Origin of the sequence: Dokdonia sp. Asnod2-E02 (genome assembly GCF_045063915.1) — a bacterium.
In the GTDB taxonomy this organism is placed as follows: Bacteria; Bacteroidota; Bacteroidia; order Flavobacteriales; family Flavobacteriaceae; genus Dokdonia.
This window is the reverse complement of the sequence record NZ_JBEFNX010000005.1, coordinates 2,970,014-2,992,382: the sequence shown is the minus strand read 5'-3', so window position 1 is coordinate 2,992,382 and position 22,369 is coordinate 2,970,014. Positions and strand designations below refer to the sequence as shown.

Below are 22,369 nucleotides of genomic sequence, written 5' to 3'. Positions count from 1 at the left end.
TTTTGTGTAATTAATTAAGCCTGTAGTACCCACATTTGAGATAAGCACCTTCTGGAAAACCTATAGGGTGATCTATGTCGTGGTAGGTTTTATCTTCTACATTAAAGGTTCTATTAGACTTTCTTATATGTGCCTCACATATATCAAAAAATACCTGAGCCTCCACTCTAGAAGAGCAAGACGCTAGTACCAGCAACCCATTTCTCTTAGTGAGCTGCGCTCCCAGTTGTGCCAGTCTTGCATAACTATTTCTAGCAGTAGGCACTTCTCTCGCACTTTTTGCAAAACTAGGCGGGTCTATCACCACAATATCAAACTGCTGTTGCTCATCTATGAGTTGCTGTAATCCCACAAAAGCATCTATAGCCATCGTTTTATGTGTACCCTTATGCGGGTTTAACTTCCCGTTTTGTACTGCCACTTCTAGAGCCTGTGCGCTTATGTCAAGACTCACCACCTCTTTTGCTCCACCAGCAAGCGCGTGTACAGAAAATCCTCCGGCATAACTAAAAACGTCTAGTACGCTCTTTCCTCTAGAAAGTTCTCCCACACGCTTACGGTTGTTGCGATGATCTAAAAAGTAACCTGTTTTATGACCATAAATCACATTTGCCGAAAATTTTACACCGTGCTCCACAAAAGTGACAACGTCGTTTTTAAGTACGCCGTGTATCACCTGTCCATCTGCAAGACCGTAAGTATTGCCTTTACCCACATTACGACTCAACCTCAACACCATAGTCTCAGTATGAGAAATAGCTAGTAAATGTGGTAATACCATCTCTAGGTATGGAAACCAGATAGCGCTATATACTTTTACTACAATCACCCTATCGTACACATCTGCAATGAGACCCGGAAAACCATCATTCTCACCAAAAAGAAGTCGATAACTATTAGTGTCTGTACGTAAGAGTTTAGCTCTTTTTTTAAAAGCTACTTGAATTTTACCCTTAAAAAATGCTTCGTTTGCAGTAGCTGGGGTACTACTTAGTACCTTAAGACGTATGGGTGAATCTGGATCATAAAGAGCGATACCATACACCTTATCTGCCCTGTTATCAAAAAGAATAGCAAGATCTCCAGCTTGACCTTCCTTATTGAGTTTTGCAATACTATTATCAAAAACCCAAGGGTGCCCTTGTTTAACAAGCTTTTCGGCTCTAGCATTGAGCTTTACAGCAAGACGTTTGGTTTCAATTTTAGGTAAATCAATCATTAAGGAGCGTTGTATTATTAAAATTACGCTTTCGCGAAAGCGTAAAAAACCAAATTAATCGTAATTTTCCAGTATGAAGATATATCGCACGTTTTTTTTAGTACTATCAGCACTTTTTTTTCTTTCAATGCAAAGCGATCAAGAAAGTCCGCTGGTGAATATAGCCGAATTTGATTCAAAATTTTCATATGATGTACGCTATGCTACAGATGATAATTTTCTAGAACAAACCGTTTACGACTGTGTACAGTGTCTCCTTATACCAGAGGTTGCAGAGGCGCTTGTTGAGGCAAATAATTACTTTTGCGAGCTAGGGTATATGATACAGCTATATGATTGCTATCGCCCACTCTCTGTACAAAAAAAGATGTGGGAGATTTACCCTAACCCTGGCTACGTGGGTAATCCTTACGGTAGTGGTTCTATACATAACCGTGGTGCTGCGATAGATATGACCATTGTAAAGCTGGACGGCACACCGCTAGATATGGGTAGTGACTATGACTTTTTTGGAAAAGAAGCTCATATAGACCACCCACATAACGATACCATTACGGCAAATAGAAAACAGCTGTGGTCTGTGATGAAAAAATTTGGCTTTTCACCCATACGTACCGAATGGTGGCACTTTAACTATGACGCAAAAAATTACGGGTTAAAAGTGCTCGACATAGACTTTGACTGTGAGTAATTATTTTGGATTAAGTAATTGATCTATACGTGCAATTGCATCTTCATAATGGTACTTAGTCATTGTATCTACACTTGCATTGCGTGCTGACCTTAATGTCTTTTTAAGTTTTTGCAACTCTCCGCGTACAAGGGGTCTTACATCTGATGCGCTTATATCATAACGTAAAGCTCCCTCAAAACCTGGTCTTCCAGATCTTGATTTTGGCCCTTTATCTGTCATTAAAAATGCCATACGATCTAAGTATGATCGCTGTAAGTTACGACGATAAATGTCTACAGAAGTACCTCTTCTTGTCTCAGACCAGATACCAGACCTCAGGTCTGAAAGCATCTCTAGAGCGCTATAATATTCTGTCTGTGTAGTCTCTGCATCTATTAATCTCCCTAGTCTATCAAAACTTAAAAGTCTATTTAAGTATCTAGATTGTGTTCTTCTTATTTTTTCTGCATAACCGGCGTGGTCTATATTTTGTAAGATAGCAGGGTCTACAAGCCAGGTAGGTGTTTCAAAAAGGTTATTCTGTAACCATTGCATAGATTCCTTTTGTGATGCTTCATCTAGGTGCGTGTACACCACGCCGCCCTGTGCAGGAGTTTTGATATTTTCATATACGCCACCTACGTTAGTCACCACGTGACCTACAAATCTACTATATACCCCTATGAGTTCTCCATAGAGTTCTTCTAGGTCTTGGTAATCGTTTGTTTTACGAGATGTCCACGACGGTAAGTTTTTTGCTACGTAGCGTAGGTTTTTAATACCATACGTACTTGCCTTTACAGGATCATTACCTATCGCCTCCGTTTGTGATTGTGGGTCAAAGCTACTAGACTGTCTCCCAAATTTATAGATTGGATCTCCTACTTTTTCCTGAATCCACTGGTTAAGGGTTGCTTTCTCCATTAGTGGTGAGGTAGCATCTGGTATCCATCTATAACCCCAGTTTGTAGCATAGTGATCATAAGGTCCCATCTGTCTCACAAAACGAATGTTTGTGTCTCCTGGCTGTGCGATATAGTTATAACGAGCATAATCCATTAGACTCGCTGCGATACCATTTTTTTGAGTAAACGCCCCATCACGGTATGACGCTACATTATATGCATAACTTGCCGCCATATTGTGAGGAAAACCAAGTGCGTGGCCTACCTCGTGAGCTATCACCATACGCATCATCTCCCCTATCTCCTCTTCTGGAGTATCTAGTGTGCGTGCGCTTGGATTTGCCGCTCCAGTCTCTAGTAAATAACGGTTTCTATAACTTCTTAAGTGATTGTGATACCAGATAATGTCACTTTCTATAATCTCCCCGCTACGTGGGTCAGACACGCTAGGGCCTACGGCATTACGAGTTGTACTGGCTACGTAGCGCACTACAGAGTAACGTATATCTTCTGGACTAAACTCTGGATCTTCTTCTGGTGTAGGAGCATCTTTTGCTATAATGGCATTTTTAAAACCTGCTGTTTCAAACGGTTTTTGCCAGTCCTCTATACCTTGTTTTATATACTCCTTAAGTGACTCTGGCGTACCAGGGTCTAAATAATATACAATAGGTTTTACAGGGTCTACAAGTTCTCCTCGCTTATATGCTTCTACATCACTAGGCTCTAGTCTCCAGCGGCGTATGTATGTTTTTTGATCTGCCTTGAGCGCCTCACTACCGTAATCATATTGCTTTACTGTAAAGAAGCCTACTCTTGGGTCATACAACCTAGGTTGCATAGGTTGCTCTGGCAGTAATATCATAGACTGGTTTACCTGAAGGCTTATACTCTCTGCAGCCCTCTCTGTAGGCGGCTCTGCCGCATCATATGTAAAGTCTTGTTTTACCTCTATATTTTCTGGAAAACTCTTAACGCTGTTTATAAAACTGCGATTTGCATCTAGCTTTTTTACTTTATACTGTTTACGTAAACGACCAGAAAGTGCACTTATACCCTTTACATCAGACGAGAACAGCTTTGTTACATTAATAACAGCAGCTGTGGAGTCTTTATCAAAAGTCTTGATGTCAAACGCGTAGAGTGTAGGCTCATAATTATTTACACGTACAGAATTACTTATCGCCTTTGTACTATCTGCTACACTGGCATACGATTTAATTTTAATAAGTATTTTATCTTGAAAGCGCTCCCACTGCACTACTTGCTCATTGGTCTTTGAGCCAGCATTTATATAACCTCCTCCTAATCCATTAGGAATTTGAGCAATACGGGTTACCCACAGCATATCTTTATTAAGCTGTGAGAAAGGAATCTCATAAAAGAACTCATCCTTAACTTTATGTACTTGAAATAATCCAGAATCTGTAACCGCTTCTTTTGTGATTACCTTATTGTACGGTTTAAAACCACTCTTATCTGGCTTTTCTTCTGGAGCTTTCTTCTCAGTCTTATTTTTAGATTTTTTGCGGCGTGTTTTTTTGCCTTGTGCAAAGGAATCTTGAGTTGTAAAAAAAGTAGTTAGTAAACAAAGGAGTAGTATTCTTTTCATCTGTAGTTTATTTCTACTCGAAAATAAGAATTGACCGCTGGGAGTTAATTTAATTTAGATAATATTAACAATTGGGTATTACGCTTTCGCGAAAGCGTAAACATATTATTGCTTTGTAAACCTATAAGTAAACTCTCTCACGTTATTTCCTAACTGTGCGTCCCAGCCCTCATAACCAAATACAATAGTCATATCAAATACAGAGTCATCTAGAGGGTCAAATTGCCCAAAGGAGGTCTCACTGGGTCCTGTAAGAACTATGCTTAATGCGTCATTACAAAAACCTTTATGCATTTGATAAATCTTTGGGTATATAGATTTACCTGCTATGGTAAATTCTATACCTTCTAACGAGATTTCCATAAAGCGCACATTAGGCTTACCGGTGTTAAATATTGTTATAAAGCCTTCTTTATTAATTTCTTCAGGATTGTTACCACTTACAATTTCATAAAAATAGGTGCCCGTAAAATCTGTATCTGGTATAGGTTCTAATACATTAATCACATATCGAAATGGGCTTTTATAATTACATATATCTGTAAGCATATGGGCACTCGCACTATTATTACTAAAACTGCGACCGTCTTTTAACACTAAATCTAGTCGAACCTCAAACTGATCTCCAGGTCTAATATTACCGATATCAAGATTATGCTTATTTACCACCTCATCGTAGCTTATCTCTAGTGTATCTCGAGGTAACCCATATGGTCCTGCAGTAAAACTTGAAGCCTCAATATCTTTGAGCATAATTTCTGGAGATGAATCATTTCCATTTGACACATCACGATCGATATACTTTGTGTATACCCGCACGTAATCTAACAAATCACCCCATTCTCCATCTTGTTCTTCTATCTCTACTGCAAAAGTACTGTTGAGATCTCCTGAAATAAAATTATTATCTATTCGGTTGATGTTTCTTAAAAGAGCGCCTCTTTGTATATCCCTATTTATAATGTCAAAAGCTTTGTCATCACTACTACAACTTGTAAAAATACCCATCAAGATTATGAAGTATATTATTTTCATAATTTATTGTTTTGTAAATCTATAAGTAAACTCTCTCACGTTATTTCCTAACTGTCCATCCCAGCCCTCATAACCTATCACAATAGTCATATCAAATACGGTATCATCTACAAGGTTAAGTTGCCCAAAGGATGTCTCGCTAGGTCCAGTAAGAAGATGCAGTGTAGAATCCCTACAAAAACCATTATATGATCCATAAATTTTTGGATAAATAGAAGTTCCAGCAATAGTAAATTCTAACGCATCTGTATATAATGGCATAGTGCGTACATTAGGCATAGTCGTACTAGATATTGTAATAAAACCTTGTTTAGAAACTCCATCGGCATCATCTCCACCTATTATTTCATAAAAATAGGTGCCCGTAAAATCTGCATCAGGGATGGGTTCTATCACATTAATCACATAACGATATGGGGATTTAAAAAAACAAAAGTCTGTAAGTATAGAAGCAGAGCCACTATCATTACTATAACTACGACCGTCTGTTAAGAAAACTTCTAGCCTTACCTCAAACTGATCTCCAGGCTCTATATTATCCAGATCTAAACTATGTGCATTTATCATCTCCTCATAGCTTACCTCAATAATATCTCTAGGCAAACCAAAGGGTCCAGCAGTAAAACTCGACGCTTCAATATCTGATAGTATAACCTCTGCTGTACTATCGTTGCCATTAGACAAATCTCGGTCTATATACTTTGTATAAACTCGTACAAAGTCTAACAATGCTCCATCTTCTTCATCTTGCTCCTCTACTTCTACCGCAAATGTGCTGGTAAGATCTCCATCTACAAAATTCTTTTCTATACGATTGATGTTTCTCAACACAGCACCACGTTCTATTCCCTCAGTAACAACCTCTATCGCTTTTTCGTCATCACTACAGGCTGTTAAAATGCCTACTAAGATTATAAAGTATATTTTTTTCATAATTTATTGTTTTGTAAATCTATATCTAGATGGTGCGGTGTTAAATCCACAACCTCCATCAAAGTTAAGGTAGCCCTCTACAAACCAGAGTTCAAAAACAGTATCATCTACAATATCTGCACTCCCATTTTCTGTATCAGGCCCAAGTAAAATAGGCGCTGTAGAGCTGCAATAACCTTCTGGTGAAGACAGCTGGTTTTTACCAAAAATAATCTCATCTCCCACTACATTAAACTCCCATCTTCGTTTTTGCTCTATGCCCCTATGATACCTCCAGTGCCAGGCATAAAATTGTCTTGTGGTATTAGACCGCCCTTTTGTAATTTCTACCGTATAGCAATCTACAAAGGTTTCTCCATCTGGACCGGGTCCATCCAGTATAGACTCTACGGCATACACCCCCGTATATGCCGTATCATCTATAGGTGATACTACATTAATAGTATAAAGAAATGGGGAACTATAGAACGTATCATAAGCAATTATTATAGAGCTAGAAGTACCCGTGGTAAAATTTCTACCATCAGTAAGTTTTAAATTAAGCCTGTATATAAATTGATCTTTTACAGCAACATCACTAAGCTGTAAGTCTACAAAGGAAAGTGCCTCTTGAAATGATATATTAAGTTCATATCGAGGTAAACCAAATTCGCCTTCATAAAAATCTGAAGCCGGTATGACATCATATAATACCTCTTGTGTAGAAATTGCCTCTGTGACCGAAGTATTACCTATGTACTGTATATAAACCTCAACCTCATCTAGCAAGTCTCCATCTTCAAGATCTTGCTCTTCAATTACAACGTGAAAATCACTTTGCACATCTGTAATTAAGTAGTCATTATTTATGTACTCCTGCGTTCTTAAAACAGCCCCTCTTGTAATCTCCTCTGCAATAGTTTCGGTAGAGACAATATCTCCCTCATCACAAGATGTGATAATAATAAGTAATACAAGTAGTAATAGTTTTTTCATTTAGCAAAGCATCATTTCGATACTATAAAACTAAACGTAAAATATTCATTTACAGGTGCAACCGATAAGAGTTAACCCATTCTTAAGAAGAATTACCCTCTCTACTCTGTAGATGCGCCCAGTCTATTTTTTACATACTCTATTTCTGTCTTACCGTGTGGTTGGGGCTTACCTTCTTCATCTAGCCCTACCATAACAATACGTTCTATAGTAATAATAGTCTCTCGTGTCATTTTATTTCTCACCTCACACTTAAGAGTAACAGATGCTGTCCCAAACTTAGTAGCCTCAAGACCTATCTCAATAATGTCACCTTTTTTTGCGCTTGCGCGAAAATCTATCTCACTCATATACTTTGTGACAGATCGAGGGTTTTCTATCTGAATTATAGTATATAATGCAGCTTCTTCATCTATCCACTCTAACAACCTTCCTCCAAACAAAGTTCCATTTGGGTTTAAGTCTTCTGGTTTAATCCATTTGCGTGTGTGAAAATTCATAGGTTTTTCTTTTTATATTTTAATCTACTCGTATAAAACTAAGATAAAATGGAACTTAAAGACCTAGCATCTTCAAGACTTTTAAAACGTTCGTGAGACACTTCTATATCAACCTGCTCGTGAGCCCAAGTAGTATGGAAAGGAATATGCACCGCATAACTACCTACCTCAAGCACTGGCAACACATCAGACTTTAAAGAGTTCCCCACCATTAAAAATGAAGTAGGGTCTATATCTAGATGTTTTATAAGCTTTAGATAATTTGCCGGTTGTTTATCAGACATTACCTCTATGTGGTGAAAATATTTTGACAGACCAGATTTCTCGAGCTTACGTTCTTGATCTAGTAAATCACCTTTAGTAGCAACTACAAGCTTGTAATGCTTTGATAGCTCCTCTAGCACCTCTTCTATATGCGGTAGTAAGGTAACAGGCGCGTTGAGCATATCCTTACCTAGATCTATAATATCGCCTATAATGGCATTAGAAACTTTTCCATCAGACACCTCTTGCGCACATTCTATTAGTGATAATGTAAAAGGCTTGATACCATAACCATATAGTGCTAGGTTGCGCATCTCCATTTCAAAAAGACGCTTCTGGCAATTATCATAGTCTATATAATCGCTTAGCAGTTCACAAAAAGTATGTTCTGCATCTCTAAAGAAAGTTTCGTTTACCCATAGAGTATCGTCTGCATCAAAAGCAATAGTCTTTATATTCTTCATTATTTTATAATCATCTTAGTGGCTATAAAAGTACAGAATACAAGGAGAAAATCTCCTAAAACTACAATACTAGACTCGCAAAAAACGACGCAATAAACCTTCTTAAATTATGATATTGATAATGACAAATAAAAGCTAGCGCTTCTACCCCTTATAGTTGTCATCCCAGTCTTTAACCTTAGGATCACCTAGTTTATCTACAGACTTTGCAACTACCATAGATACCGCAGCATCACCAGTCACATTTACTACTGTACGACACATATCAAGAGGTCTATCTACCGCAAAAATAAGTGCAAGTCCTGCCTCAGGTATTCCTGCATAACCTAGCACACCCACAAGCATTACCATACCCGCACCAGGTACTGCAGCACTACCTATAGAAGCTAGTGTTGCTGTTGCAATAATACCCAGTTGTGTACCCAGTGTAAGATCCATACCAAAAGCTTGTGCTATAAATACTGCCGCTACTGCTTGATATAAACTGGTACCATCCATATTGATAGTCGCTCCTACAGGTAAGACAAAACTAGCCACCTCTTCCTCTACACCTAGGTGTTCTGTAACTCGCTCCATTGTTACTGGTAATGTAGCAGCACTAGAACTTGTTGAGAATGCTAATAATTGTGCCGGAGAAATACCATTAAGAAATGATGCTGGACTTCTTTTTGTAAAGATGATAACGATGAGCATATACACGCCTATCATACATAATAGACCAAGTACAACCGTAAATGCATACCAGCCCAGGGCTTTAAAAAGATCTGCATTAGGCGACTCTACCACAAGGGCTGCAAGAAGTGCAAACACACCGTAGGGTGCTGCGAGCATAATGAGATCTACCATTTTAAGTATCACTTCATTTACACCATCAAAAAAGCTTTTTACCGTCTTACTCTTTTCTTCTGGTATTAAAATTAGCCCTATACCAAAGAATACTGCAAAAAAGATTACCTGCAACATATTACGATTACTAGTCGCTGCCGAAAATATATTTTGTGGTACAAGGTCTTCAAGAGCCTGCAATGGTCCTGTTTCTTTTTGTGCCTTTGCAGTTTCTTTATATTTATTTGTACTATCTGTATAACCGTCTACAAGCTCTGTACGCGTCTCGTCTGAGATAGATTTACCTGGAGATACTATATTTACTAAAACAAGTCCTATAGATACCGCAATAACCGTAGTGACAACATACGTCCCTATAGTACGTCCTCCCATCTGTGAGAGCTTAGATATATCTTTAAGATCTGACACTCCTTTGATGAGTGCGGCAAGTATTAATGGTATTGCAATTAACTTTAAAGAGTTAATAAAGATGGTTCCAAAGGGTTTTATCCAGTCACTTACAAAGTCTTTTCCCCACTCAAAATTTGTCATAATGAGAGCAAAAACAACTCCTAAAACCATTCCTATTAATATTCTCCAGTGTAACGCAAGTTTTTTCATAAAGGTCTTAATATTTACTAGGCACGACGTAAAGCCACGCTATATCGATATAGTTTATACAAAAGCCTACTTTTTAATAAGTGAGCTCTTTATTAAATAAATGAATTATGCTACAATCTAACAGATTTATCTCGTAGTACAAAATCTGCAATCACAAGTGCTGCCATTGCTTCTACTATAGGCACCGCTCTAGGGACTACACAAGGGTCGTGACGCCCTTTACCTTGCATCTCTACAGTTTCTCCGGCGGCATTAATCGTTTCTTGCTTTTGCATCACCGTTGCTACCGGCTTAAACGCTACTTTAAAATAAATATCCATCCCGTTTGAGATACCGCCTTGCACGCCACCACTAAGATTGGTCTTTGTAGTACCGTCATTATTAAAATGGTCGTTATGATCTGAGCCCTTCATCTTTGCTCCCTCAAAACCGCTTCCATACTCAAAGCCTTTTACAGCATTTATAGAAAGCATAGCCTTACCTAACTCTGCGTGTAGTTTATCAAACACAGGCTCTCCTAACCCTATAGGTACGTTTTGTATCACACAGGTTATAACACCTCCTATGGTATCACCTTGCTTTTTTATTACTTTAATTTTTTCTTCACACGCTTTCGCGAAAGCGGGATCAGCACATCTCACATCATTTTTTTCAATCTCATTGAAGTCAAGTTCTTGATATGGAGTATCCATCGATAAATCTCCTACTGCACTTGTAAATGCGTGAAAGGTAATGCCTTGTAAAAATTGCTTTGCAATCGCCCCAGCTACTACTCTACTCGCAGTCTCTCTAGCCGAAGATCTTCCACCACCACGATAATCGCGATTACCATACTTTTTATCATACGTATAGTCTGCGTGGCTTGGTCTATAGGTGTCTTTTATATGACCGTAATCTTTAGATTTCTGATTTGTGTTTACAATTTGAAAACCTATAGGAGTCCCTGTAGTCTTTTCTTCAAAAATACCAGATAAAAAGTCTACCGTATCCGGTTCCTTACGCTGGGTTACAATTTTAGATTGTCCTGGTTTACGACGATCTAGATCTCTTTGTATTGCATCAAAATCTATCTCAAGGCCTGCAGGACATCCATCTATGATTCCTCCTATTGCCTTACCGTGAGACTCGCCAAAAGTGGTGAGTTTAAATATTGTTCCGTAGGTATTACCAGCCATTGTACTTGTTTTCAACAAATGTAAATTGAAAAGCTCATAATCAAAAACTAATAACTCACTTAATGATTAATTAAAGTAGCTATCAAATCATAACAAAAACTTTTAAACCACTTAACCGCCTATTAACAATTACATTGTGTTTTATAAAGAACTTGCAATCAAAACGATACATTGAAGAGACCTGTAGAAATAGTTGTACTTTCAGACATACATTTAGGCACTTACGGCTGTCACGCTACAGAGGTTTTTCAATATCTAAACTCAATAAAACCAGAAATTCTTATCCTTAACGGTGATATTGTAGACATCTGGCAGTTTAGAAAACGGTTTTTCCCAAAAGAGCATCTTAAGGTTATTAAAAAGATCATTACACTCGCCTCAAAGGGTACACAGGTGTACTACATTACGGGTAATCACGATGAGATGCTTCGTAAATTTAGCGATGCTGTGATGGGTAATATCCATCTCATAGACAAGTTAGTACTTAACCTAGATGGTAAAAAAGCGTGGTTTTTTCACGGAGATGTTTTTGATGTCTCCATACAGCACACCAAGTGGATTGCAAAACTAGGCGGATGGGGTTACGACTTTTTAATACTCTTTAATAGGCTACTTAATAAATGGCTTGTAAAAATGGGAAGAGAGAAATACTCGCTCTCTAAAAAAATAAAGAATAGTGTAAAAGGAGCTGTTAAGTTTATAAATGATTTTGAAAACACGGCTACAGATCTGGCTATAAAAAACAAGTTTGATTATGTAATCTGTGGTCACATACATCAGCCCGCTATACGTAAGGTTAAAAATCATAAAGGAAGTACCTTATACCTTAATAGTGGAGACTGGATTGAAAATCTTACATACCTAGAATATCACGATAAAGAGTGGAGCCTCAAAAACTACAGAGCAGAGTTTGATAAAACCTCTTACATTGAAGAAGCCTTAGACCCTATGTATGATCTTAGCAGCTTGTTAACTAATGTTCTAAAATAGCAGCAAGGCATTGTTTACTATATTTGTTTTAAAGCAAATAAGTACATTATGAAATTTTACACACTACTCGCCTTATCCCTTTTTATAACTTTTATAAGTTGCAGTGACTCAGATGAGGATACTCAGAGCACTACAGATATGAGTGAGAGTGAGGACCAGATGGAAGATACTCCGGTTTATAGCTACTACTCTTTAACCACTGGAGATAACTGGCAGTATGACGTTACCACAGATGATATGGACACTACACAAGACAATCTTGAGGTAATAGGACTCACCGATATTAATGGAACAAGCTTTACAGACTTTGAGTCAAATGTAGATAGCGCAGGCTTTATTACAAATCTTATCGCTGCTGGTGGACTTGTAGAAAGTGAAGGTACCTTGCGTTACTCTGGAGAAGTGACTATACCTCTAGATGAGACTAATAATATCTCGCTACTAATACCAGTAATAAAATTATATGATCAATCCATTACGACAGCAGGCACGCAAGTAGATCAGATTACACAAACTATTACTCAAGAAATAGAAGGAATCCCTGTTACTATAGATGCACTTGTTACATCTACTAGTGGTAATACAATAGAAAACAGTAGTATAAATGGAGTGACATTCCCGCGTGTTCTGACAGCAACACTTACTATTAATGCTACTATAAGTGCATCTATATTAGGTGTACAAGTAACGCTTCTTGAGTCACAAGATGTTATCGTAACGACTAACACCTATGCTCAAAATATTGGTCTTGTAAATTCTGATTTAGATTTTCAATATGAATTTGAGGACTTAAGCAGCTTTGGTGTAACGCTCCCATTTCCTGAGAGTGCTTCTAGTTTTACTAATCAAGTGATTACTACCTATGATGTCGCTGGTGATGATTAAATAAGCGCTTGTCTTAAAACTGTAACAGGATGTAAAGCTACACGTTGTGTACCATCCTTTATTTGGTGTCTACAGCTAGTCCCGTTTGCAACTATAACAGTGTCATTACTTGCCTTACGCACTGCTGGAAACAAGGTTTGCTCACCTACCTTCATACTCACTTCATAATGCTCCTTCTCATACCCAAAGCTGCCCGCCATACCGCAGCAGCCAGATGGTATAATGGTAGGCACATAGTTTACCGGTAAATTAAGTATTGCAAATGTGTGTGATACAGATGAGAGCGCCTTTTGATGGCAATGCCCGTGTATTTTGAGCTTTTTCGCTTTCGCGGAAAACTGCTCGGCAGTAATTACTCCTTTTTTAATTTCATTATGTAAAAACTCTTCTATAAGAAAAGCCTTTGCAGCTATTTGTTTTACTATCTCTACGTCATCTGCCAGTCGAATATATTCATCTCTAAACGTAAGCAACGCCGAAGGTTCTATACCCACTATGACAGTTTGATCCCCAATATCTTTAAACGCCGCAATATTTTTATTTGCCAAAACTTTTGCTTCATCTAAGAATCCCTTTGAGATGTAAGAACGACCACTATCGTGGTTTGTAATTACCTGCAAGTCGTATCCAAGATTAGTTAAAAGTACAACTGCATCTTGCGCTATTGATCCATCTAGATATTGAGAGAATTCATCTATATAAAGAACAACTTTAGTTTTGGATATAGCTGGAGTACTTAAATTAGTGTAGCTAGCTACATTACTTTCTTGAGGATTTAAAAATACCTCAAGTTTAGGCAAACTACGCTTTTTTGCTATACCTAAAGTGGCTTTTGCAATACCACCAGTTACCGCTAGCATTGTATTATAAAACCTAGGAGCTGCAGCTCCTAACTTATTAATTTTTGTGTTATGCGCAAATAATTTGGTGCGTAAACTACTCCCATTAGATTTTTGATATTGATACTCAAACTCTGCTTTGAGCGTAGCAACATCTACATTACTTGGACACTCACTTGCACACGCTTTGCAACTAAGGCATAAGTCAAAAACATCCTTAAGTTCCTTGTGATTATACTTATTTGCCTTTTCTGAAGTTGTTAAAAACTCACGTAAGGTATTGGCCCTCGCTCTAGTTGTATCTTTCTCATCACGAGTCGCACGATAACTAGGGCACATAGCACCTCCAGCGCTAGGCATCTTTCTACAATCACCACTACCATTACATTTTTCGGCTAGGCGTAGTATTCCTTGATTGTCATTAAAATTTAATAGCGTCTCTACCTCTGGTTCTTGACGACCTACTTCATAGCGTAAATTTTGATCCATAGGGAAAGCATCTATTATCTTTCCGGCATTAAAAATATGATGAGGGTCAAAAGCACTCTTAACTGCTTTCATCATCTCATAATTTTTTTTACCCACCATAAGTGGTATGAACTCTGCACGTACAATACCATCACCGTGCTCACCACTCATTGAGCCATTATATTTTTTAACCAGATACGCTACATCTGTAGTAATCTGTCTAAAGAGCGATACATCTTCCTTTTTCTTTAAATCAAGTATAGGTCGTAAATGCAACTCTCCAGCGCCCGCGTGTGCATAATACACAGCATCTTGCTCATAACGGTCCATAATAGCTGTAAACTCGTCTATATAAGCCGCAAGATCCTCTAGAGCCACTGCCGTGTCTTCTATGCAAGCTACTGCCTTCTTATCTCCTATTATATTTCCTAAGAGACCCAGGCCTGCTTTGCGCAACTCCATAGCTTGAGCTATTTCTGCTCCTTCCAGTATTGGAAAGGCATAACCTATTTGCTCCTTTTGTAAATCTGTAATAACAGCACTTGCTTGTGCTCTTGCACCTTCTAGTGTATGGTCACAAACTTCTAGCATTAATATTGCTGCCGGATCACCGTCTACAAAAAATCTATTTTTGAGCTGATCACGATTGTTTTTTGTGCAGTCTAAAATCACTTTATCCATCATCTCACAGGTAAAGAGATTATGACGCATAGCCGGCACAACAGCTTTAAGACAACTAGTTAAATCCTCAAAATGCGCGGCTACAAGTACATTATATGCAGGAGGTAACTCGTCAAGTTGTAAAGTGATTTCTGTAGTAAAAGCAAGCGTACCCTCACTTCCTGCTAGTAAACTACACATATTAAAATCTTTTCCACTTACGTGAAAAGGGTTCATTTGTGCCAAGTAATCTAGAGCATAGCCCGTATTTCTTCTATGTATCTCTGGTTTTGGAAAATGCGCTACTATTTCAGCTCTTGATTCCTCGTCTTTTAGTGATGTATAAATTGTGTTGTATATACTCCCTTCTAAGGTGTTATGTGTTAACTTTTCGCGAAAGCGTACTTCATCTAAATTTTCAAAAGTAGCCTCACTACCATCAGATAAAATAGTTTTAAGTTTTACCGTCTTATCTCTGGTCACACCGTACTGAATACTAGTGGTTCCGGAAGAGTTATTACCCACCATACCCCCAATCATACAGCGGTTTGCAGTAGATGTATTAGGTCCAAAAAACAAGCCGTGAGGCTTTAAAAATAAATTAAGCTCATCGCGTATCACTCCGGGCTGTACAACAACCTGTTTTTTTTCTTTATCAAAAGAGATGATGTTTGTAAAGTGTTTTGACACATCTACCACAATCCCATCTCCCACACACTGTCCCGCTAGGGATGTTCCTGCGGTGCGCGGTATGAGTGTGATGTTATTTTGTAAAGCAAACTCACATAAAACTTTAATATCCTGCCCTGTTTTAGGAAGAGCAACAGCTAGCGGAATTTTACGATATACAGATGCATCTGTCGCATAAATAGTTTTATGTAGATCATCGTAGTGAAGTTCTCCTTCTAATTGAGTCTGTAATTTTTTTAATAATATTTTCACGGGGATAAAAATAGATAAAATTTTATGCAGTCGTTAACGTTATAGAGGTAGTGTTCTTAATAATTTTACACTTAAAATAAATAACTATGAAACATACAATATATACCCTACTTCTCTTTATAGGACTTAGCGCTACAGCTATAGGGCAAGAGATCTCTCCTAATGCTATAGGATTAAGACTAGGCGATAATAATGGTTTTAGCACAGAAGTAAATTACCAGCGAGCACTAAGTGAGAATAATAGACTAGAGTTAGGCCTCTCCTGGAGAACGGGTAATAACTTTGATGCTATAAAAGGTACAGGTATTTATCAGTGGGTATGGAATATAGATGGTGGCTTAAACTGGTATGCCGGAGCAGGTGCATCTGTAGGGTCTTTTGATGTAGATGAAGATTTTCCTGGATTTGACAATAACGACAGTGAGTTTTTTCTTAACGCAGCTGGTGATATCGGGATTGAATACAGGTTTGACTTCCCACTACTACTCTCTCTAGATTTTAGACCGGAGATAGCAATACTTAATGACTTTGATGATAGTCTTGAGTTTGATGTAGCACTAGGTATAAGATACCTTTTTTAAGAGAAATCTAAGCTTTTACTAATGCTCTTTCATATAACTCCTCATAAAGCGGTACAATGTTTTGAATATCAAACTTGGCCGCTTCTTTTTTGGCATTAGTTTTAAATTCTTCAAGAATCTTATCGTCCTCAAGTATGCGTATAGCATTTTGAGCCATATCTGCAATGTTCCCTACGTTACTTAAATAACCTGTTACACCATCTACATTTACTTCTGGTATACCACCGGCATTACTTGATATAACTGGTACACGGTTTACCATAGCCTCTAGCGCTGCAAGCCCAAAACTCTCTGCCTCAGAAGGCAGTAAGAAGAGATCAGAAAAGCAAAGTATCTTATCTATCTCATTACTATTACCTAAAAATCGTACTTTCTCCTCTATACCTAGTTCTCTCACGCGCTGCTCTGCCGCTTCACGTTCTGGCCCCTCACCTACCATAAGAAGCTTAGAAGGAATCTCAAGTTGTAATCGATAAAACACCTCAATAACATCAGAGATACGTTTTACCTTTCTAAAGTTACTTATGTGAGTTACTATGCGCTCATCTTCATTTGCCATAAGGCTGCGCTGGCAGTCTGTAAATGTATCATCTACAGCAGTGTAGTCTATAAAGTTAGGTACTACATCTATTTCTTTTGTGATATCAAATAAGCGTAGCGTATCCTGCTTTAAACTTTCTGAAACAGAGGTAACAACATCACTATTATTAATACTAAAACTTACTGCTGGTCTATAAAAAGGGTGACTCCCCACAAGAGTTATATCTGTACCGTGAAGTGTGGTTACCATAGGCACTTCTATTCCCTCTTGCTTGAGCATTTCTTTTGCCATATAACCGGCATATGCGTGTGGTATTGCATAGTGCACGTGTAAGATATCAATGCTCTCTTTTTTTATAATACGTACTAGCTTACTAGACAAAGCAAGCTCGTAAGGTTGATAATGAAATAGCGCATAGTCTGGTACATTTACCTCGTGAAAATGAATATTGTCATTAAGCAATGCAAGTCTCACTGGCTGCTTGTAAGTAACAAAGTGTACCTCGTGACCTCTTTTTGACAAAGCGATTCCAAGTTCGGTTGCTACTACACCACTTCCTCCAAAGGTTGGGTAACAGACAATTGCAATTTTCATAGTACGGTTTTTTGGGTTGTTTCTTTTACGCTTTCGCGAAAGCGGACTCATACACTTTATAAGTAGTACAAGTAGCTCATAGCCTTACAAATTTAATCAATTAAAGATTGATAAATCACCTCTTGAATGGTGGTTCTCAATCCTGATTTTATAAGTGCTCTATTGTCCATAGTAGGAAATGTTCTGTTAGATAAGAACACGTAAACTAACTCATTTTCTGGGTCTGCCCAAGTGTAAGTCCCTGTAAAACCGCTATGTCCAAAACTCGTCATAGGCACACAACCGCAAGTAGGGCCTCCACCACTAAGTTGTGGTTTATCAAAGCCTACACCTCTGCGCACTTTATTATCACAATAATTACAGGTGTTAAAGCGGTCCATTGTTTCTTTTGAGAAATAGCGTTTGCCTCCATAATAACCATCTTGAAGATACATTTGCATTAACTTGGCAACATCATTTGAGTTTGAAAACAACCCGGCGTGGCCACCCATATTGCTTTGCATCGCTGCTCCCATATCGTGTACATATCCTTGTACTTTCTGGTTGCGCCAGTAGGTATCATTTTCTGAGGGTACAATCATTTCTTTTTTAAACTTTCTAAGGGGTCTGTAGCCGGTGTAATTTGCACCAAGCGCATTATAAAAATGACTGCTTGTAATTGCATCAAGATTTTGCCCATAGTAATCTTCTAGAAATTTTTTCATCAGATAATAAGGCAAGTCGCTATACTTATAAGATAAGCGAGAGCGCAAGTCACTGTCTGCTATTTTCTTTATGATGGTATCTGTATATCCAGTGCGCAGATACATCTTCTCTGCCACCTTAATGTTATAATTAGGCGAGTATGAGGTACTGTAGTAATCATCTAGCGGTTTTTTTGTAACCGAGTCTAGCGTGCTCACGTAAAACGGAATCCACGCCTTGAATCTACCATAATGAGAAAGGGCCTTCTTAAGTGTTATGTTTGCTTTATTACTACCCTTTAGTTCTGGTATAAGCGTACCTAACTTATCTTCTAGATTGATACTTCCCTCGCTCTCAAGCTCCATTAACAGCGGTAATGAGGCAAGAATTTTTGTCATAGAGGCGATGTCATACATACTCTCTGGACGTACAGGTTGTTTTTTATTATAGGTGTGATAACCAAAACTTTTATCATATATCACCTTTCCCCTGCGCGCTACAAGTACCTGTGCTCCAGGCATCATTGCTCTTTTAATACCTAGATTAACAAGAGAGTCTATCTTAATATTGAGCGTGTCTGAGTCTACACCTACCTCTTCTGGTATACCGTAAGACATTCTTCTTAAGGTTCCAGACTGTAAGCCTGTGCGTATAGGTGTCTCACCTAGCGATACGGGTAATCTTCCTTTACTGGGGATTGCTCCAAAAATGAGCTGTGCACTTTTTTCTTGTGCTAGTTTACTGTTCTGGTAACTATGTATTATCGCTTCTATATCTTGTGTGTCTTGCAAGTCTAGCATTGCATACGGACGCACAAAAAGATCTAGTACTACCGTTTTAGTTTTGGCTATCTCCTTAATCCAGCGTATGTTTTCTTTTGTAAACTTATAGGACTTCCAAGGGTTTACATTAGATCTGTGGAAACCAATAATCACATAGTTGAAATCGGCTAGTTTTTCTTGAGTTGCCTCTAGGGTTTTTGTAGTAATATTTTCAATAGAAGCATACTTACGTAGTTGCTGTTTAAAAGCCGAACCGTCATCATCACCAAGACCTACATAAGCTATCTTTTTCTGATCAATATTTGTAACTGGGATAACGTTATTATTGTTTTTTGTAACAGTAATTGCATTTTCGATTGCCTCGCTATATACGATATCGTCGTATCTAGAATTCAGGTCATTTACTAGATTTTTAGTTGAGACAGGCTTATGGTTGTGTAAGCCTACTTTGTATTTGGCATATAGTATCTTCTTAACAGAATGGGCTAACCGCTCTTCTGTAATCTCACCTTGTTGTAATGCATTTAAAATTTTGGCGGAAGCCGAAGGAACATTTTCACTTATGAGTAAGATATCATTACCTGCCTTAAAGGCTGCAAGATCAATATCTCCAGGTTCTTTAAAGTTTGCAGCGCCTTTCATATTAAGGGCATCTGTAAATATTAAACCGTGAAAGAGGTAATCTTCCTTGAGCATTTTTGTAACCACCGTAGGTGATATACTTGTGGGTACACCTTCTTCTGGCACAAGTGCTGGTACATTGAGGTGTGCTACCATAATGCTGGCAATACCATTTTCTATAATAGGTTTATAGGGATACATCTCTACACTCTGAAGTCGCTCTTTTGTAAAATTGAGAGTAGGGAGCGTTTTATGACTGTCTTTATCTGTATCTCCGTGACCAGGAAAATGCTTTGCACTGCCTAAGACACCCGCCTCTTGCATTCCTTCCATAAAGGCAATTGCCTTTTCTGTAACATTTATTTTATCTTCTCCAAAAGAGCGGTTACCTATAATAGGATTTGCAGGGTTGATATTTATATCTACTACAGGAGCAAAGTTAATGTGTACACCAAGACGCTTTGAGTGCTCGCCTATGCGTCTCCCCACCTTCTTCACAATATTATTATTTTGTATGGCACCTAGTGTCATATTCCAAGGGAAAGCATATGTGCTATCTAGTCGCATTGCAAGTCCCCACTCTGCATCCATACCCACGAGGAGTTTTGTTTTTGACATTGCTTGAAACTCATTATTGAGTTTTGCCTGTCGCATAGGGCCACCTTTAGAGAATATGAGACCGCCTATGTGCTCTTCTTTAATGAGCTTTTTGATTTTATCTATCTTGACCTGAGGGTCACTTGAGAATATGTCAACCATAAATAGTTGACCTATGCGCTCCTTTGGAGTCATTTGTTGATAAACAGAATCAACCCAAGCGCGCTGTGCCACAATATCCTTTGCATATAAAGGATATTGCTCTTGACCGTAAGCAAAAGTCGTAATTAAAAGAAATAATAGTATGGTGAGATTGCGTGTAAACGCCATATAGTCTAAGTTTTTAAGTTGTCGTGTAGAAATCAAAAATAACGCCAAGGAGTGCTTTCTAATTACTAATATAAAAATAGGAGGTTTATTGTAACCCTGTTCTTAAAAATTAGAAATCTTAACAACATCTTATGAACTAAGAGAGACTAGCTATTTTCCTTTTTTAAGAAAGCGAGAATGCCAGCTATCTTTTGCAGCAATCTCCCAGTTTACTTTATACTCACCTACAGTAGCTACTAGATTATTAAACACTATAGTGTTCTTGCCTACTGCACCGTCTTTGATCATTTTTTTAAAATCAAGAAGTGTTTTATAATGTATGCGATCATTTTGATAATAAGTCACATTCATTTTATCAAGAAGATCTACACCTAGCTCCTCTTGTAATGATATAATAAATCGCACCTGGCTATCTATAGAGCATCCACTAGCGGCAGCTTCTGTTTGATCAAGGCCTATGGCTATAAAACGATTATATTTTATTTCAAAACCTGCCTTAAGACTTGCTCCGTGAGCTGTCCAGCCGGTTAAAAAAGTACTCAAATCTTTTTCTAGTTGAGCTACTTGCTCATCTGTAAATTTTTGATCAGACTGGTATAACCAGATTCTTGATGTGTCTGAAAGTGAATTAAAATCTACAAGCATATATTCTATTTTAAAAGTAAAAAAAAGCGGATGTTACATCCGCTTAAAATAAACTAAAACTATCGTACTTAAGGTATCGATATGTGAGTCTAACAATGATTATAAGGAGTAAAATACTACCAGGTGTCGATATGATATGAATGACTTTATCAAACAAATTTACCTTCTGACCAGGCTTATCCTTATCACCCATAGTCTCTACAATTCTTCTGCAGAGGCAATCATCTCTGCAACATCCATTACCTCGATGCTACCTTCCTTTTCTTTATTCTTAACACCATCTGTCATCATTGTGTTACAAAAAGGACATCCTGCTGCTATCACGTCTGGCTTCACCTCTAGTGCTTGCTCTGTACGCTCTATGTTTACATCTTTATTACCTGGTTCTGGCTCTTTGAACATTTGTGCTCCACCAGCTCCACAACATAAACCATTAGTCTTACACTTGCGCATTTCTACAAGCTCTACATCAAGTTTACGTAGTAATTCTCTAGGAGCTTCGTACACACCATTTGCACGTCCTAAATAGCAAGGATCGTGGAAGGTGATACGCTTTCCTTTAAACTTACCTCCCTCTACTGTAAGACGACCGTCATCAAGTAGTGATTTTAAGAATTGTGTATGATGTACCACTTCATAGTTTCCTCCTAGTGATGGATACTCATTTTTAAGTGTATTAAAACAGTGCGGGCAAGCCGTTACTATTTTTTTTACTTCATAACCATTAAGCACTTCAATATTTGTAACTGCCTGCATCTGGAACAAGAATTCATTTCCTGCTCTTTTTGCTGGATCTCCAGTACAACTTTCTTCTGCGCCTAAAACTGCAAAATCTACGTTTGCTTTATTTAATATACGAGCAAATGCTTTTGTAATTTTCTTTGCTCTGTCATCAAAACTCCCTGCACAACCTACCCAAAAGAGTACTTCTGGCTGCTTTCCTTGCGCCAGATATTCGGCCATTGTGGGTACTTTAAGTGTCTCACTCATATGCGTATATTACTATGTA

The 22,369-nt window shown here is 38.0% G+C and carries 18 protein-coding genes; 4 read left to right on the top strand and 14 right to left on the bottom strand.

Translation table 11 applies throughout. From position 1 onward, the window contains the following. Positions 1 to 10 precede the first annotated feature (10 nt). Positions 11 to 1,219 (bottom strand): class I SAM-dependent rRNA methyltransferase, encoded by a 1,209-nt coding sequence (locus ACJJVM_RS13580; protein WP_405211982.1) that lies wholly within the window; start codon positions 1,217 to 1,219, stop codon positions 11 to 13. 127 nt (positions 1,220 to 1,346) lie between these two features. On the opposite strand from ACJJVM_RS13580, the gene ACJJVM_RS13575 reads away from it, so the two are divergent. Continuing rightward, positions 1,347 to 1,910 (top strand): M15 family metallopeptidase, encoded by a 564-nt coding sequence (locus tag ACJJVM_RS13575; protein ID WP_021778743.1) that lies wholly within the window; start codon positions 1,347 to 1,349, stop codon positions 1,908 to 1,910. Here ACJJVM_RS13575 and ACJJVM_RS13570 read toward each other — a convergent pair whose 3' ends face one another. From ACJJVM_RS13570 to aroC, 8 genes are all read right to left on the bottom strand, one after another. Next, positions 1,911 to 4,409, bottom strand: coding sequence for a zinc-dependent metalloprotease (locus ACJJVM_RS13570; RefSeq protein ID WP_405211981.1), 2,499 nt, complete (start codon positions 4,407 to 4,409; stop codon positions 1,911 to 1,913). Between the two features lie 105 nt (positions 4,410 to 4,514). Continuing rightward, a complete protein-coding gene (locus tag ACJJVM_RS13565; protein WP_405211980.1) occupies positions 4,515 to 5,444 on the bottom strand; it encodes a hypothetical protein in 930 nt (309 codons plus the stop codon). Between the two features lie 3 nt (positions 5,445 to 5,447). After that, positions 5,448 to 6,377: a hypothetical protein gene (locus ACJJVM_RS13560; RefSeq protein WP_405211979.1), complete on the bottom strand. Its 930-nt coding sequence runs from the start codon at positions 6,375 to 6,377 to the stop codon at positions 5,448 to 5,450. 3 nt (positions 6,378 to 6,380) lie between these two features. After that, complete coding sequence (locus ACJJVM_RS13555; RefSeq protein WP_405211978.1) at positions 6,381 to 7,352, bottom strand: hypothetical protein; 972 nt, start codon at positions 7,350 to 7,352, stop codon at positions 6,381 to 6,383. Positions 7,353 to 7,453: 101 nt separating this feature from the next. After that, positions 7,454 to 7,852: an acyl-CoA thioesterase gene (locus ACJJVM_RS13550; RefSeq protein ID WP_021778739.1), complete on the bottom strand. Its 399-nt coding sequence runs from the start codon at positions 7,850 to 7,852 to the stop codon at positions 7,454 to 7,456. 38 nt (positions 7,853 to 7,890) lie between these two features. Beyond that, a complete protein-coding gene (locus ACJJVM_RS13545) occupies positions 7,891 to 8,580 on the bottom strand; it encodes an HAD family hydrolase (protein WP_021778738.1) in 690 nt (229 codons plus the stop codon). Between the two features lie 144 nt (positions 8,581 to 8,724). Continuing rightward, a complete protein-coding gene (locus ACJJVM_RS13540) occupies positions 8,725 to 10,026 on the bottom strand; it encodes a dicarboxylate/amino acid:cation symporter (protein ID WP_021778737.1) in 1,302 nt (433 codons plus the stop codon). Between the two features lie 110 nt (positions 10,027 to 10,136). Next, on the bottom strand, positions 10,137 to 11,201 hold the full coding sequence (aroC, locus tag ACJJVM_RS13535; RefSeq protein WP_298348797.1) for a chorismate synthase: 1,065 nt from the start codon (positions 11,199 to 11,201) through the stop codon (positions 10,137 to 10,139). A 171-nt stretch (positions 11,202 to 11,372) separates the two neighbouring features. Between aroC and ACJJVM_RS13530 the strand changes: the two genes are divergently transcribed. Together ACJJVM_RS13530 and ACJJVM_RS13525 are read left to right on the top strand one after the other, a co-directional pair. Then, positions 11,373 to 12,191 carry a UDP-2,3-diacylglucosamine diphosphatase gene (locus tag ACJJVM_RS13530; protein WP_405211977.1) on the top strand — a complete coding sequence of 273 codons (819 nt, stop codon included), beginning with the start codon at positions 11,373 to 11,375 and terminating at the stop codon, positions 12,189 to 12,191. A 48-nt stretch (positions 12,192 to 12,239) separates the two neighbouring features. Then, entirely contained in the window at positions 12,240 to 13,076 is an 837-nt protein-coding gene (locus ACJJVM_RS13525) for a hypothetical protein (protein WP_405211976.1), read from the top strand. Here ACJJVM_RS13525 and ACJJVM_RS13520 read toward each other — a convergent pair. Next, the gene (locus tag ACJJVM_RS13520) at positions 13,073 to 15,985 is read right to left on the bottom strand and encodes an FAD-binding and (Fe-S)-binding domain-containing protein (RefSeq protein WP_405211975.1); all 2,913 of its coding nucleotides are present in this window, start codon (positions 15,983 to 15,985) and stop codon (positions 13,073 to 13,075) included. The genes ACJJVM_RS13525 and ACJJVM_RS13520 overlap by 4 nt on opposite strands. Positions 15,986 to 16,071: 86 nt before the next feature. Here ACJJVM_RS13520 and ACJJVM_RS13515 point away from each other — a divergent pair, with 86 nt between their 5' ends. Beyond that, positions 16,072 to 16,566 carry a hypothetical protein gene (locus ACJJVM_RS13515; RefSeq protein ID WP_035324542.1) on the top strand — a complete coding sequence of 165 codons (495 nt, stop codon included), beginning with the start codon at positions 16,072 to 16,074 and terminating at the stop codon, positions 16,564 to 16,566. 7 nt (positions 16,567 to 16,573) lie between these two features. Here ACJJVM_RS13515 and bshA read toward each other — a convergent pair whose 3' ends face one another. The 4 genes from bshA to ACJJVM_RS13495 all read right to left on the bottom strand — a co-directional run bounded on the left by bshA (position 16,574) and on the right by ACJJVM_RS13495 (position 22,350). After that, complete coding sequence (gene bshA, locus ACJJVM_RS13510) at positions 16,574 to 17,701, bottom strand: N-acetyl-alpha-D-glucosaminyl L-malate synthase BshA (RefSeq protein ID WP_298348392.1); 1,128 nt, start codon at positions 17,699 to 17,701, stop codon at positions 16,574 to 16,576. Between the two features lie 92 nt (positions 17,702 to 17,793). Further along, positions 17,794 to 20,715, bottom strand: a complete 2,922-nt coding sequence (locus ACJJVM_RS13505; protein ID WP_405211974.1) for a glycoside hydrolase family 3 N-terminal domain-containing protein — start codon at positions 20,713 to 20,715, stop codon at positions 17,794 to 17,796. A gap of 150 nt (positions 20,716 to 20,865) precedes the next feature. Further along, positions 20,866 to 21,360 carry a hypothetical protein gene (locus tag ACJJVM_RS13500; protein WP_035324540.1) on the bottom strand — a complete coding sequence of 165 codons (495 nt, stop codon included), beginning with the start codon at positions 21,358 to 21,360 and terminating at the stop codon, positions 20,866 to 20,868. Between the two features lie 198 nt (positions 21,361 to 21,558). Continuing rightward, positions 21,559 to 22,350, bottom strand: coding sequence for a (Fe-S)-binding protein (locus ACJJVM_RS13495; RefSeq protein ID WP_021778728.1), 792 nt, complete (start codon positions 22,348 to 22,350; stop codon positions 21,559 to 21,561). Positions 22,351 to 22,369: the final 19 nt, after the last annotated feature.

What these genes read in the sequence shown, in the direction of transcription:
- ACJJVM_RS13580 (WP_405211982.1), bottom strand. Translation starts at nt 1,219, where the DNA reads ATGATTGATTTACCTAAAATTGAAACCAAACGTCTTGCTGTAAAGCTC.
- ACJJVM_RS13575 (WP_021778743.1), top strand. Translation starts at nt 1,347, where the DNA reads ATGCAAAGCGATCAAGAAAGTCCGCTGGTGAATATAGCCGAATTTGAT.
- ACJJVM_RS13570 (WP_405211981.1), bottom strand. Translation starts at nt 4,409, where the DNA reads ATGAAAAGAATACTACTCCTTTGTTTACTAACTACTTTTTTTACAACT.
- ACJJVM_RS13565 (WP_405211980.1), bottom strand. Translation starts at nt 5,444, where the DNA reads ATGAAAATAATATACTTCATAATCTTGATGGGTATTTTTACAAGTTGT.
- ACJJVM_RS13560 (WP_405211979.1), bottom strand. Translation starts at nt 6,377, where the DNA reads ATGAAAAAAATATACTTTATAATCTTAGTAGGCATTTTAACAGCCTGT.
- ACJJVM_RS13555 (WP_405211978.1), bottom strand. Translation starts at nt 7,352, where the DNA reads ATGAAAAAACTATTACTACTTGTATTACTTATTATTATCACATCTTGT.
- ACJJVM_RS13550 (WP_021778739.1), bottom strand. Translation starts at nt 7,852, where the DNA reads ATGAATTTTCACACACGCAAATGGATTAAACCAGAAGACTTAAACCCA.
- ACJJVM_RS13545 (WP_021778738.1), bottom strand. Translation starts at nt 8,580, where the DNA reads ATGAAGAATATAAAGACTATTGCTTTTGATGCAGACGATACTCTATGG.
- ACJJVM_RS13540 (WP_021778737.1), bottom strand. Translation starts at nt 10,026, where the DNA reads ATGAAAAAACTTGCGTTACACTGGAGAATATTAATAGGAATGGTTTTA.
- aroC (WP_298348797.1), bottom strand. Translation starts at nt 11,201, where the DNA reads ATGGCTGGTAATACCTACGGAACAATATTTAAACTCACCACTTTTGGC.
- ACJJVM_RS13525 (WP_405211976.1), top strand. Translation starts at nt 12,240, where the DNA reads ATGAAATTTTACACACTACTCGCCTTATCCCTTTTTATAACTTTTATA.
- ACJJVM_RS13515 (WP_035324542.1), top strand. Translation starts at nt 16,072, where the DNA reads ATGAAACATACAATATATACCCTACTTCTCTTTATAGGACTTAGCGCT.
- bshA (WP_298348392.1), bottom strand. Translation starts at nt 17,701, where the DNA reads ATGAAAATTGCAATTGTCTGTTACCCAACCTTTGGAGGAAGTGGTGTA.
- ACJJVM_RS13505 (WP_405211974.1), bottom strand. Translation starts at nt 20,715, where the DNA reads ATGGCGTTTACACGCAATCTCACCATACTATTATTTCTTTTAATTACG.
- ACJJVM_RS13500 (WP_035324540.1), bottom strand. Translation starts at nt 21,360, where the DNA reads ATGCTTGTAGATTTTAATTCACTTTCAGACACATCAAGAATCTGGTTA.
- ACJJVM_RS13495 (WP_021778728.1), bottom strand. Translation starts at nt 22,350, where the DNA reads ATGAGTGAGACACTTAAAGTACCCACAATGGCCGAATATCTGGCGCAA.